Here is a 13057-nt window from a genome sequence, read left to right as displayed (position 1 = left end):
GCGGTGGCGGCGCGGCCCTGGGCCTGGCCCGCCGTCGCGCGGCTCGCGCGGCAGCAGCGCGTGGCCGAGCGCCAGCTCCGCCGGCTCTGTGCCGTGCTGGCCGGCGGCGGCCTGGAGGCGTTCCTGCCGCCGGCCGTCGCCGGCCGCCACCGCTCAGGGGAGTGAGCGCAGGTACGCGGCCACGGCCTCCGCGTCTTCCTGGCTCATGTGGAACGTCGGCATCGGTCGCCGCGGTACCTCGCCCGTCGTGCGCCGGCCGGTGGTCAGGATCGGCACGATGATGGTGTTGACCGCGCCGCCCGAGATCTGCGGCGCGCGCAGGGCCCAGTCGCTCGTCGCCAGGAAGGGCGGGGTGCCGACCGGAATGGGCGCGCCGCGGAAGAGCTGGCTGCGCTCGAGGTTGCCGTTGCCGTCGCGCGGCGTGTGGCACTCGACGCACTTGGCGACGTCGTTGGCGAGATAGCGTCCGCGCTCGATCTGCTCCGGATCGTTCGCCCGGACGTTGGTGGCGAGCAATGCGACGGCGATCGCCGCGATCCACAGGGAGGCATGCATGGCGGCGGTCCATAGCAACCGTCGTGGCGCGTTTCCACGGACGGGCGGGCCGCGGGCGCCCGAGGGCCGGCGTGTCAGACGACGGTGAAGACCTCGGCCGCATGCCGCACGCCGCGCAGCGCGTGCGTGCCCAGGCTGCGGAAGCGCGCCGGGGTTCCGAGCTGCTCGACGAAGCGGCGGCTGGCGACGAGCGGCACGGCCAGGGGCGCGCACAGGAGCTCGAGCCGCGCCGCCTCGTTGACGGCCGGGCCGACGACGGTGAAGTCGAGCCGGCGCTCGGAGCCGACGTTGCCGTAGAGGACGTCGCCGGCGTGCAGCGCGAGGTCGAGGGCGGCGGCGGGACGGCCGTCGCGGCGGCGCGCGGCGGCGAGCGCGTCGATGCGGGAGAGGGCGTCGAGCCCGGCGTCGAGGGCCGCGGCGCAATCCTGCGCCGGTCCGTGGGTCGAGAACGTGGCGAGGAGTCCGTCGCCGAGGAACTTCAGCACCTGGCCGCCGCGGTCCTCGATGGCGCCGACGAGCGCGTCGAGGTGGTCGTCGAGCATCGCGACCAGCTCGGCGCCGGGCGTGGCGTCGGCCAGCGCCGTGAAGCCGCGCAGATCGCCGACGACGATCGCCGCGGCGATCGTCTCGACCGAGCCGCGGCGGATCTCGCCGCTCAGCACGCGCCGGCCGACGTCGCGTCCGAGGTAGACGTCGAGGAGGCTGCGCGTGGTGTCCGCGTGGGCTGCGATCCGCAGGGCCGCGGCGAAGGACGGTATCAGGTCGGCGAGCCGTTCGACGTCGGCCTCGGCGAAGCCGCCCGGGCGGTCGGAGGTGAAGCTGACGGCGGTGCCGGAGAGATGCGGATCGACGTGGCCCGCGGTGCCGAAGACGGCGACGAAGCAGAGGTAGTCGGTTCCGCCGGCTTCGCGAAACCCCGCCAGCAGGGGAAAGCGCAGCCCCTCACCGCGCTCGAGGCGGTAGCGCGTGCGCGGCAGCGTCGTGCCGGCCGCGCCGGCGCGCGCCTGGCGCTGCGCCGCCACCACCGCGTCGTGGAAGGGGCTCGTCTGCGCGATGGCGGCGAACGAGCCGTGCCCGTACGTTTCGAGCTGCACCGCGCTGCCGCGTGTCCAGGTGACGCCGGTCGACTCGACCTGGGGATGGAGGGCGCTGGTGCCGACGTGCAGCCGCCAGAGCGGCAGGCCGAGCGCGACCAGCGTCTCGGCGAGGTGGATCACGAGGCGCTCGGCCGGCGTCGCGTCGAGCGCCTGACGCGACAGCCAGCGGGCGAGGGCGTCGAGGGACGGCTCGGGCATCGGCGAGGCGACAGTGGGCCGCGCGCACGCGCCGGGCAAGCGGCGGCCTCTGAGCCGCGCCGGGTGCCGCAGCACCCGGCGCGGCCGGCAGCGGCTAGGACCCCGAATGGCCCGGCGAGTCGGCGGCGAGGCGCCGGGCGCCGGAGGTGCTGATGGGAGTGACGGCGGCGAGGGGCACGAAGCCCCCGACCGCGCGGCCCGGCTGGGCGAGCATCTCGTCGCGCAGACGCCGGGCTCCTTCCTTGGCCTGGCCCGCGATCGCATCGACGAGCCAGGTCTGCCACCGGGGATCACCCTGATCGACGTCGAGCGCCGTGGACACGGTGGCGACGTCGCCGTCCGCGTCGGCGGCCCGCAGCTCGATCGTGACCGTCACGGGTGACCCGTCCTTCTGCACGGGGAGCGAGACGAGCAAGCACGGTGCCAGCGCGGGGCCATGCGAACCTGGCTCCCGCGTGGTGGGTCGTCTCGCAGAGCTGCATCGTCTCTGGGAATCCGTGCGGCTGCGCTCGCCTTCGCGGGTCGGGTTGCTAAGATGCGGCGGCTTTTGGGGTGGGGAGGACGATGGCAACCGCCGCAGCACAGTCGCTCGAAACAGATCTGCGCGACGCCGCCGAGGAGCGGTATCTCAGCTACGCCCTCAGCGTCATCACCTCGCGCGCCCTGCCCGACGTGCGCGACGGCCTGAAGCCGGTCCAGCGCCGCATCCTCTATGCGATGTGGTCGAACCTCCGCCTGACGGCCGGCGCGCGGCCGCGCAAGTCCGCGGCGATCGTCGGCGAGGTGCTGGGCAAGTACCATCCGCACGGCGACGTCGCCGCGTACGAGGCCATGGTGCGCATGGCCCAGGACTTTGCGCTCCGCTACCCGCTGGTCCACGGCGAGGGCAACTTCGGCTCTCTCGACGGCGACGGCGCCGCCGCCTACCGCTACACCGAGGCGAAGCTGACGGCGCTCGCCGAGGAGATGCTCGCCGATCTGGGCGCCGACACCGTCGACTTCCGCTCCACCTTCGACGCCATGCACGACGAGCCGATCGTGCTGCCGAGCGCGATCCCGCAGCTGCTGATGAACGGCTCCACCGGGATCGCCGTCGGCATGGCGACGAACATCCCGCCGCACAACCTGCGGGAGATCGTTGCCGCGCTGACGGCGATGATCGACGAGCCGGACCTCGACGTGAAGGGGCTCATGAAGCACCTCCGCGGCCCCGACTTCCCCACCGGCGGCGAGATCCTGAACGCGAAGAAGGAGCTGCGCGAGATCTACGAGAGCGGGCAGGGCGCCGTGCGCGTGCGGGGCGAGTACGGCGTCGAGGACCTCGCGCGCGGCAAGCGGCAGATCGTGGTCACCTCGATCCCGTATGCCGTCAACAAGGGGGAGCTCGTCGAGGCGATCGCGCAGGAGATCATCGCGCGCAAGGTGCCGCAGATCACCGACGTGCGCGACGAGTCGACCACCGACGTCCGCATCGTGCTCGAGCTGAAGGCCGAGGCGTCGCCCGAGGCGGCGATGGCCTACCTCTACAAGCACACGAGCCTGCAGACGAACTTCAACGTGAACCTGACGTGCCTCCTGCCGACGCAGAATCCCGCCGTCGGCCAGCCGGCGCGGGTCACGCTGCGCGACCTCTGCCGCCACTTCCTCGACCACCGCATGGTCGTGCTGGTCCGCAAGCTCGAGCACGAGAAGCGCAAGCTGCTCGAGCGGCTCCACATCCTCGAAGCGCTGGTCGAGATCTACGACGACCTCGACCGCGCCATCCGCCTGATCCGCACCGCCGACTCGCGCAGCGACGCGCAGCAGAAGCTGATGAAGGCTTTCGCCCTGGACGAGGTCCAGGCCGACGCCATCCTCGAGATCCGCCTCTACCAGCTCGCCAGGCTCGAGATCGAGAAGATCCGTGAGGAGCAGCGCGAGAAGAAGAAGCGGCTGGCCGAGATCGAGGCGCTGCTGAAGAGCCCGAAGGCGCGCTGGAAGCTCATCCGCGAGGATCTCGAGCGCATCGGCACGGCATACGGCGACAAGCGGCGCACGTCGTTCGCCGCCGGCGAGGAGCTGGCCTACGACCCCGAGGCGTACATCGTCCACGAGGAAGCCGTCGTGATCCTGTCGCGCGACGGCTGGATCAAGCGCCTGCGCGAGGTGAAGGACCCGGCGTCGACGCGCCTGCGCGAGGGCGACGCGCTCTTCGCCGTCCTGCCCGGTACGACGCGCGACCGGCTCGTGCTCTACTCGAGCCACGGCTCCATCTACGTGCTGCGCGTCGCCGACGTGCCGGCGACGACGGGCTACGGCGAGCCGGTGCAGTCGCTGCTCAAGTTCGGCGACGGCGAGCGCGTCGTCGCCGCGCACCTCGTGCAGGAGGGACCGCCGCCGCAGCCCGAGGCGGGGCAGCAGTCGCTCCTGCCCGGGATGGGCGCCGCCGCCGGCGGGGAGGCGCCGGGACCCATCCTGGTCGCGACCGCGCGCGGCTACGGCTTCCGCGCCACGCCCGACCTGTCCGAGACGACGCGCGCCGGCCGCCGCGTGGCGCGCGTCGGCGAGGGCGACGAGGTCGTGTCCGTGCACCCCGCCGCCGACAGGCACGTCGTGCTCGCGAGCGCGAAAGGCAAGATGCTGCGCTTCCCGCTCGCCGACGTCCCGGAGCTGTCGGGACCCGGGCGCGGCGTCTTCCTCATGCGGCCCGACGACGACGACCGCGTCGTCGGCGCCGTCACCGTCGCCGACCGCAGCGGGTTCTTCGTGCTGACGCCCGAGGGCGGCGAGCGCAAGCTCGGCGTCACCGAGGTGCCGCCGGGCAAGCGCGCGCAGAAGGGGCACAAGGTCGTGAAGCGGGGCGGGGTGGCCGGGCTCCGCCGGCTGGAGGAGTGAGGGGATGGCAGCGACGTACACCGCCAAGGACATCCTGGTGCTGGAGGGCCTCGAGCCCGTGCGGCGCCGTCCCGGCATGTACATCGGCGGGACCGACGCGTCCGGCCTGCACCACCTGCTCTGGGAGATCGTCGACAACTCCGTCGACGAGGCCATGAACGGGCACGCGAACCGCATCGTCGTGACGCTGCACAAGGACGGCGCCTCGGCGACGGTGGCGGACAACGGCCGCGGCATCCCCGTCGACAAGCACAGCCAGTACAAGAAGTCGGCGCTCGAGTTGATCCTCACGACGCTGCACGCCGGCGGCAAGTTCGAGGCGAAGAGCTACTTCCACTCGGGCGGCCTCCACGGCGTCGGCGCGTCGGTGGTGAACGCGCTCTCCGACAAGCTGGTCGCACGCGTGAAGCGCGACGGCGCCGAGTGGGAGCAGGCGTTCGCGCGCGGCAAGGCGACGGGCCCGCTCAAGAAGGTCGGCGCGGCGCGCGGTAGCGGCACGTCGATCTTCTTCCATCCCGATCCGCACATCTTCCCGGTCACGCGCTTCGACGCGAAGCACATCGCGGAGCGGCTCGAGTCGAAAGCGTACCTGCACGGCGGCCTCACCATCGAGCTCCGCGACGAGGCGGCCGGCACGTCGCAGACGTTCCACTACGAGGACGGCCTCAAGGCGTACCTCCAGAAGATCGTCGGCGACGCCGGCGCCGCGCCGCTGGCGGGCGAGATCCTGACGCTGCAGAAGGTGCAGGACGACCTGCATCTCGACTGCGCGCTGGCGTGGACCGAGGAGACCAGCGAGCGCGTCTGGTCGTACGTGAACGGCATCCCGACCGCGCAGGGCGGGGCGCACGAGAACGGCTTCAAGTCGGGCCTCGTGAAGGCCGTGCGCAACTACCTCACGACGCACAACCAGATCCCGCGCGGGCTCACGATCACGGCCGAGGACGTGCGCGAGGGTCTCGCCGGCCTCCTGTCGATCAAGATCGCGGCGCCGCAGTTCCAGGGCCAGACCAAGGAGCGTCTCAACAACACCGAGGTGACGCCCGTCATCGACGGCCTCGTGCGCACGGCGGTCGAGAACTGGCTCAACGGCAACCGCACCGCCGGCGACGTCATCGGAGGCCGCGTCGTGCTGGCGGCGAAGGCGCGCACGGCGTCGCGCGCGGCGGCGCAGCAGGTGCAGCGCAAGGGCGGCGTCTCGCACCGGCTCAACCTGCCCGGGAAGCTCGCCGACTGCTCCTCGACCGATCCGGGGGAATGCGAGCTGTTCCTCGTCGAGGGCGACTCGGCCGGCGGCTCGGCCAAGCAGGGGCGCGACCGCCGCTTCCAGGCGATCCTGCCGCTGCGCGGCAAGGTGCTGAACACCGAGCAGGCGTCGATGGCGAAGGTGCTGCAGAACAAGGAGCTGTCCGACATCGTCTCGGTGCTCGGCTGCGGCGCGGGGAAGGACACCGACCTCGGCAAGCTGCGCTACCACAAGGTCTGCCTGCTGATGGACGCCGACTCCGACGGCAACCACATCTGCACGCTGCTGCTGACGTTCTTCTACCGCCACCTCCCCGCGCTGATCCGCGCCGGGCACGTCTACATCGCGCAGCCGCCGCTCTACCGCGTCGACGTCGGCAAGCAGACGCACTGGGCCAAGGACGACGCGGCCAAGGACAAGCTGCTCGCGGGTTTGAACGGCAAGCGCGATCGGGTACAGGTCCAGCGCTTCAAGGGACTCGGCGAGATGAACCCGAGCACGCTGAAGGAAACCACGCTCGATCCGGCACGTCGCGCGCTCCTGCGCGTCACCATCGACGACGCCGCCGGCACCGAGCAGGCCATCCAGACCCTGATGGGGCGCGACGTCGCGCCGCGCTTCCAGTTCATCATGGAGCGGGCGCCGCGCGTGGACGAGGTGGACGTATGAGCTTGCGGCGCGTGGTGATCACCGGCATCGGCGGCGTCACCCCGATCGGCATCGGCAAGGACGCGATGTGGGAGTCGGCCTGCGCCGGCCGCTCGGGCATCGGCCCGATCACGCTGTTCGACGTCGCAAGCCAGAAGTGCCGCATCGCCGGCGAGGTGAAGGACTTCGACGCCACGAGGTGGATCCCGGCCAAGCACCTGAAGCGCATGGACGACTTCGCGCGCTACGCGGTGTCGGCCTCGGTGATGGCCGTCGACGACGCCCGGCTCGAGATCACGCCCGAGAGCGGCATGCGCATCGGCGTCATGCTCGGCAACAACAACGGCGGCGCGCGCACGATCTTCAAGACGGTGACGAAGTACAACGCCGAGGGCCCGGACTCGGTGTCGCCGTTCTACATCACGGCGATCACCACCAGCCTCGGCGCCGGCCAGGTGGCGATCCGTCTCGGCGTGCGCGGGCCGAACTACACCATCGGCAACGCCTGCGCGTCGGGCCTGAACGGCGTCGGCGAAGCGTGGCGCTGGGTGCGCGAGGGCACCTGCGACGCCGTCCTCGCCGGCGGCACCGACGCGCTGATCGACCCGACGGAGATCGCCGGCTTCTCCAACTCGCGCGCGGTGTCCTTCCGCAACCAGGAGCCCACCCGGGCGAGCCGCCCGTTCGACAAGGACCGCGACGGCTTCGTCCTCTCCGAGGGCAGCGTGATGATGGTGGTCGAGGCGCTCGAGCACGCGCAGGCGCGCGGCGCGCACATCTACGCGGAGATCATCGGCTACGCGACCGGCAGCGAGGCCTTCCACATCGCCGCGCCGGCGCCCGAGGGGATCGGCGCCGCGATGACGATGCAGGCCGCGATCGCGAGCGCCGGCATCCGGCCCGAGGAGATCGACTACGTCAACGCGCACGCCACCTCGACCCCGGCGGGCGACGTCAACGAGACGCAGGGGATCAAGAAGGCGCTCGGCGATCACGCGTACCGGGTGCCGGTGAGCGCCACCAAGTCGATGACGGGGCACCTCATCGGGGCGTCGGGCGCGCTCGAAGCCATGATCGTCGCGCGCACGCTCGAGACCGGGATCGTCACGCCGACGATCAACCTCGACGCCCCCGATCCCGCCTGCGACCTCGACTACGTCCCGCACGAGGCCCGCAAGGCCGACGTGCGCACGGCGATCACGAACTCGTTCGGGTTCGGCGGCGCGAACGCGGCGCTCGTCATGCGCCGTTGGGACGGACGCTAAGCCGGATGCGGCGTCGTCCCGGGCTCGTGCACCGCCTCGCGGCGCTGGCGCTGCTCGGGCTCGGCGCGTCGCCGGCGGTCGCGACCCGGCCGCCGCCGCTCGTGCTCTGGGCGTGGGAGCGCCCGGAGGATCTGCGGTTCGTCGATCCAGGTGAGGTCGGCGTCGCCTTCCTCGCGCGCACGGTGCGTGTCGGTGCGGACGGGCGGCTGGCGGTGCTGCCGCGCCGGCAGCCGCTGCGGGTCCCGGCCGCGACCTATCGTCGGATCGCGGTCGTCCGCCTCGAGGCGGTGCCGGCGGCGCCGGCGGTGGACGCCGTTGCCGCGGCGATCGTGCCGGCGCTGGCGGCGCTACCAGGCACGACGGCGCTGCAGATCGACTTCGACGCGCGGCGCTCGCGGCGCGCCTTCTACGTCGCGCTGCTGCGCCTGCATCGCCGCTATCCCACGAGCCCGTTCGCGGCCGACACGCCCTACTGGTTCCAGTGACGCGGCCGGGTCACGGGCGGACGAGCCCGCCCGGCGGAACCTCACGACCGTTCCCCACCTCGACGTCGGCGGTGATCAGCCGGCGGGGTCGAGCACGACCTTCAGGCATCCGTCGCGCCGCGCCGCGAAGACCCGATAGGCCTCGGCGCCGTCGCGCAGCGGCAGGCGGTGCGTGACCAGCTCGCGCGGTCGCAGGCGTCCCGCCTGCACCAGCGCGAGCAGCGGCGGCAGGTGGCGGTGGACGTCGGCGATTCCGAAGTGGAGGGTCACGTCCTTCGTGAACGCGAGGCCGGCGGCGAAGGGCAGGGCGGACTCGACGAAGACACCGACGGCCGACACGCGCCCTCCGACGCGCACGAGCGCGAGCGACGCGGCCAGCGTCGACTCGTGGCCCACGGCCTCGATCACGACGTCGGCACCCTGACCGCCGCTCGCGGCCAGGACGGCGTCGGCGGCGTCGGCGGGCGTCACGGGCTCGCCGCCGAAGCGCGCGACCGCCGCGCGGCGTCCCGGATCGGGGTCGCTGACGAAGACGCGCGCCGCACCCATCACGCGCGCCGCGAGCAGCGCCGAGAGGCCGACCGGTCCGCCGCCGACGATGGCGACGATCTCGCCCGGCGCGACCGCGCCCTTCACGGCACCCTGGTAGCCCGTCGGGAGGATGTCGGTGAGGAAGAGCACGTCCTCGTCCTCGAGGCCGTCGGGGATGGGAACGAGATTGAAGTCGGCGTGCGGGACGAAGACACGCTCCGCCTGACCGCCCGGCATGTCGTGGCCGAAGCCGTACACGCGGGTGAACGGGAAGCCCGTGCACGCCGAGACGCGTCCGGTCATGCACGCGCGGCAGCGGCCGCACCCGAATACGCCGGGTGCGATCACGCGTTGCTCGGGGCGCACGGCGGCTACCGCGGGACCGACCGCGTCGACCACGCCGACGAACTCGTGGCCGATGACGAAGCCGCCCGGCATCGGCATGCGGCCGTGGTAGAGGTGCAGGTCGGACCCGCAGATCGACGCCGCGGTCACGCGCAGCACGGCGCCGTCGGGCGTGCCGAGCACGGGCTCCGGCACGTCGTCGCAGCGCACGTCCGCCGGCCCGTGGAAGACGAGCGCGCGCACCGTCAGCCGGCGGCGGCTCGGGGCAGCTCGGCGGCCGGCGTTCCGACGGTCGACGATTGCTTGGAGCCGTGCTCGTCGGTGAGCTCGAGCGTGCCGGCGGCGAGGTCGAGCGCGCCGTTGTCGAGGTAGAAGAACGGCAGCGTCTTCGGGAGCAGCGGCTCGATGAGCTTCGGCCAGCGGCGGAAGACGCCCGTCGTCCCGACGCGACGTTTCACCCACTCGGGCCACGTCGTACGCGTGAGCAGGTAGAGACGGTGCCAGTACGCGTAGTCGTGGTCGTCGAGCGTCGCCTGCTGGTTCGTGGCCAGCACCCCGCGCTCGTAGCCGTATCCGGGAAAGCGGATCATCGGGTAGAAGCCGACGGTCTGCATCGCCTGCGGGAAGCGCAGCAGGAAGTCGAACGTCTCGCGGCAGGTGGCGTCGGTCTCGTACTCGCTGCGCGTGATGAGATCGAAGAAGCCGGAGAGGCCGCAGTCGATGATCGTCTGCGCGGCGCGGATCGCGAGGTCCTGCTCGACCGGGCGGTCGTACGCCTTCAGCACCTTCTCGCTGCCGGACTGGATGCCGACGGTCACCGAGCGCAGGCCCGCGTCCTTCAGCAGGAGCAGGTCGTCGCGGCGGGTGGTGCGCGGATACGTGTAGCACCAGAAGGGCAGGCCGATCTCCGCCTTGTAGCGGGGCGCGAACTCGCGCAGCCAGCGCGGGTTCAGGGTGAAGACGTCGTCCCAGAACATCACCGCGTGGGGATCGAACTTGCGCTTGGCCTCGACGAGCTCCGCGATGACGGCGTCGACGGAGCGGCGGCGCAGCGATTCCTTCTTGCCCCACTGCTCCTGGTACCAGCTCTCGATGCAGAAGGAGCAGGAGTACGGACAGCCCCGCTGCGTCATGATGTGGTACTGGCGCCCGAGGTTGTGCGGGTAGACGTTGCGGCGGCGCTTGTCGTCGTTGATGTAGACGCAGCGCGCGAGGTCGAAGTCCGGCACCGCGATGTCGTCGAGGTGAATCAGCGGGTACGCCTCGGGCGTGATCAGCGCCCCGTCGTGGGCGCGCGTGTGCAGCCCGGGGACGCCGACGAGGCTCTCGCCCGCGTCGAGGCGGCGCGCGACCTCGAGGATCACCTTCTCGCCCTCGCCGACGCAGACGAAGTCGGCCCACTGGAGGCAGCGCTCGGGCTCCAGCGTCGGCCCCGAGCCGCCCCACAGGATCGGAACCCGGAAGTGCCGCTTCAGGTGCTCCGTCACCTGGGCACACTCGCCGATCGGCACCGAGCACATGCTGAGCCCGATGGCGTCGGGCTGGAACTCGCGCAGGGTGTCGACGAGCAGGTCGTACTCGCGCTCGGAGAAGCGCGTGTAGAGGTTGCAGTTGAACTCCTTGCCGCGCGCCGCGACCCAGGTGCCGCACAGCTCGCTGCGCTCGAAGCGGTCCGAGTCGTCCTCCGGCGCGACCACGTAGTCCTTGAAGTAGACGATCAGGCTCTCGTGACCGGCGCGCTGGAGCTCGCCGGAGAGCTGGGAGACGCCGAGGTTGAGGCCGGTGAAGACCTTCACGAACGCGATGCGCGCCACGGCGGGAAGGTATCGCCGGCGTGCGCGCGGCGTCAACGAACTTCGCTCGGTGGCGCGATCGGGCGCTGTGCGGAGTGGGACGCGTGTGCGGCGGCGACGATCGCACGGGCGCGTCGCGGTCGTCTCGGTGGACGACGCCGTGGACGACGTGGTTCGCCGCGAGCTCCCCGAGCGGGGTCGTCATCGCTCCCGGCCGTCGCCGGAGGCCGTCGAAGGTTACGTTCAGGCTTGACTGTTTCTTTGTGCGTGCGTAGACCCGAGGACGTGAGCGAGGTCGCGGTGCTCAAGCCGGAGCGGCGGACGCAGGCGGCGCGGAGTGCGTCGACGCGGGCGAGGCTGCTCGATGCGACCATCGAGTGCCTCAACGAGCTCGGCTATGCGCACACGACGACGCCCGAGGTCGCGCGCCGGGCGGGGGTCTCGCGGGGAGCGCAGCTGCACCACTTCCCGACCAAGGCGGAGCTGGTCAGCAACGCCATCGAGCACCTCTTCGCGCGGCGGCACGAGGAGTTCCTGGCCGCGATCGCGGCGCTGCCGGCGTCGGCCGATCGGGCCTCGGCGGCCATCGACCTCCTCTGGTCGATGATCTCGGGGCCGACGTTCTACGCCTGGCTCGAGATGGCGGTGGCGGCACGCACCGACCCCGAGCTGCGGTCCCGCTTCGAGGCCTTGTCCGGGGGCTTCGCGGCGACCATCGACCGCACGTTCCGCGACATCCTGCCGCCGGCGGCGCCGGGACCGGACCTCTTCTACGACGCCGCCCCCAAGTTCGTCTTCGCTCTGCTCGACGGGCTGGCGCTGCACCGCATCCAGAGCCCCGACGATTCCACGGTCGGCGAGGTGCTCGGGGCGCTGAAGGCGCTCGCGCAGCTCGTCGGCCTGTCCCAACGCGAATGAGCCGTCACGGAGGATCCCCCATGTCGACCACTGCCGGAGCGCTGCTGGGCAGCACCTACGAGGTCCCGCAGGAGGAGTGCATCGAAGGCCGCAAGGAGAGCTACCCGCAGCTGATCCGCCGCCTGAGCCATCAGTCGGTCGTGAAGCACTTCGACGCCTACGCCGACATCGACTGGGACGCGCCCGAGATGCGCGTCGACCACGACGATCCGCGCTGGGAGCTGTCGGGCGAGGACGTGCTCGGCGGGACCGCCTGGTACCGGAACCAGCCCGCCGGCGTGCGCTCGCGCATCGGTCTCCACATGATGGCGAGCTTCGCGAAGATCGGGCTCGAGTTCGAGAACGTGCTGAAGCGCGGGCTGCTCGAGTACGCGCAGACCCTGCCGAACGGCGCGCCGGAATTCCGTTACGTCTACCACGAGGTGATCGAGGAGGCGCAGCACGGGCTCATGTTCCAGGAGTTCGTGAACCGCACCGGCTTCGATCTGCCGGGACTGCCGTGGTGGGCGCGCTTCGGGGCGCGCCAGGTCGTGCGCTTCGGACGCCGCTTCCCCGAGCTGTTCTTCGTCTTCGTGCTGGGCGGCGAGGACCCGATCGATCACGTGCAGCGCCAGGCGTTGCGCGGCGGTCGCGAGCTGCACCCGCTGCTCCGCCGCATCATGCAGATCCACGTCACCGAGGAGGCGCGGCACCTCTGCTTCGCGCGCCACTTCCTCAAGCAGAACGCGCCGAAGCTGCGCGGGCTGCGCCGTGCCGTGGTCTCGTGGCGCGCGCCGTTCATCCTCGCCACCATGGCGCAGATGATGATGCGGCCGTCGCCGCGCATCATCGCCACCTACGGCATCCCGAAGGACGTCATCGCCGCGGCGTACACGAACAACCCCGTGCACAAGGCGCGCACGCTCGAGGCGCTGGCGAAGGTGCGGGGCCTCTGCGAGGAGGTCGGGCTCGTGCCGCCGGCGGTGCAGCCGCTGTGGCGCGTGCTCGGGCTGTCGCAGGACGCCGTAGCGCCGGCGTGAGGACGCGCCGGCCCGGCACCTGCCCGTAGCGTCCGCAGGGGCTTCGGGGTTGACAGCCCGGGAGGCCTCGTCCATCTGTGTGG

12 protein-coding genes are annotated in these 13057 nt (G+C 71.8%); 7 read left to right on the top strand and 5 right to left on the bottom strand.

Annotated features, from left to right (window positions below; all coding sequences use genetic code 11):
- Nucleotides 1-3: 3 nt before the first annotated feature.
- On the top strand, nt 4-165 hold the full coding sequence (locus KIT14_19985; protein ID MCW5892800.1) for a hypothetical protein: 162 nt from the start codon (nt 4-6) through the stop codon (nt 163-165).
- Here KIT14_19985 and KIT14_19980 read toward each other — a convergent pair.
- The 3 genes from KIT14_19980 to KIT14_19970 form a co-directional block, all read right to left on the bottom strand.
- The gene (locus KIT14_19980) at nt 154-555 is read right to left on the bottom strand and encodes a cytochrome c (GenBank protein MCW5892799.1); all 402 of its coding nucleotides are present in this window, start codon (nt 553-555) and stop codon (nt 154-156) included. The two genes, KIT14_19985 and KIT14_19980, sit on opposite strands and share 12 nt — an antisense overlap.
- Before the next feature lie 74 nt (nt 556-629).
- Nucleotides 630-1850 (bottom strand): adenylate/guanylate cyclase domain-containing protein, encoded by a 1221-nt coding sequence (locus KIT14_19975; protein ID MCW5892798.1) that lies wholly within the window; start codon nt 1848-1850, stop codon nt 630-632.
- A gap of 94 nt (nt 1851-1944) precedes the next feature.
- Nucleotides 1945-2226 carry a hypothetical protein gene (locus KIT14_19970; protein MCW5892797.1) on the bottom strand — a complete coding sequence of 94 codons (282 nt, stop codon included), beginning with the start codon at nt 2224-2226 and terminating at the stop codon, nt 1945-1947.
- 188 nt (nt 2227-2414) lie between these two features.
- Here KIT14_19970 and KIT14_19965 point away from each other — a divergent pair, with 188 nt between their 5' ends.
- From KIT14_19965 to KIT14_19950, 4 genes are read left to right on the top strand one after another with little or no spacing between them, the layout of a single operon-like run.
- Nucleotides 2415-4724 carry a DNA topoisomerase IV subunit A gene (locus KIT14_19965; protein ID MCW5892796.1) on the top strand — a complete coding sequence of 770 codons (2310 nt, stop codon included), beginning with the start codon at nt 2415-2417 and terminating at the stop codon, nt 4722-4724.
- 4 nt (nt 4725-4728) lie between these two features.
- Nucleotides 4729-6639: a type IIA DNA topoisomerase subunit B gene (locus KIT14_19960; GenBank protein ID MCW5892795.1), complete on the top strand. Its 1911-nt coding sequence runs from the start codon at nt 4729-4731 to the stop codon at nt 6637-6639.
- A complete protein-coding gene (gene fabF / locus KIT14_19955; protein ID MCW5892794.1) occupies nt 6636-7883 on the top strand; it encodes a beta-ketoacyl-ACP synthase II in 1248 nt (415 codons plus the stop codon). Before KIT14_19960 ends, fabF begins: the two co-directional genes overlap by 4 nt.
- A gap of 5 nt (nt 7884-7888) precedes the next feature.
- Nucleotides 7889-8368, top strand: a complete 480-nt coding sequence (locus KIT14_19950; GenBank protein MCW5892793.1) for a hypothetical protein — start codon at nt 7889-7891, stop codon at nt 8366-8368.
- Between the two features lie 75 nt (nt 8369-8443).
- On the opposite strand, the gene KIT14_19945 is transcribed toward KIT14_19950, so the two are convergent.
- A complete protein-coding gene (locus KIT14_19945; GenBank protein ID MCW5892792.1) occupies nt 8444-9487 on the bottom strand; it encodes an alcohol dehydrogenase catalytic domain-containing protein in 1044 nt (347 codons plus the stop codon).
- Nucleotides 9488-9489: 2 nt separating this feature from the next.
- Nucleotides 9490-11058 (bottom strand): B12-binding domain-containing radical SAM protein, encoded by a 1569-nt coding sequence (locus tag KIT14_19940; GenBank protein MCW5892791.1) that lies wholly within the window; start codon nt 11056-11058, stop codon nt 9490-9492.
- A gap of 264 nt (nt 11059-11322) precedes the next feature.
- On the opposite strand from KIT14_19940, the gene KIT14_19935 reads away from it, so the two are divergent.
- Nucleotides 11323-11955 carry a TetR/AcrR family transcriptional regulator gene (locus KIT14_19935; protein ID MCW5892790.1) on the top strand — a complete coding sequence of 211 codons (633 nt, stop codon included), beginning with the start codon at nt 11323-11325 and terminating at the stop codon, nt 11953-11955.
- Nucleotides 11952-12974: a diiron oxygenase gene (locus KIT14_19930; GenBank protein MCW5892789.1), complete on the top strand. Its 1023-nt coding sequence runs from the start codon at nt 11952-11954 to the stop codon at nt 12972-12974. The genes KIT14_19935 and KIT14_19930 overlap by 4 nt, the downstream gene beginning before the upstream one ends.
- The last annotated feature ends 83 nt before the right edge of the window (nt 12975-13057 follow it).

This window comes from bacterium (genome assembly GCA_026129405.1).
Classification (GTDB): domain Bacteria; phylum Desulfobacterota; class Binatia; order DP-6; family DP-6; genus JAHCID01.
Note: the sequence above shows the minus strand (reverse complement) of the source record. Positions and strands in the feature narration are given on the sequence as shown.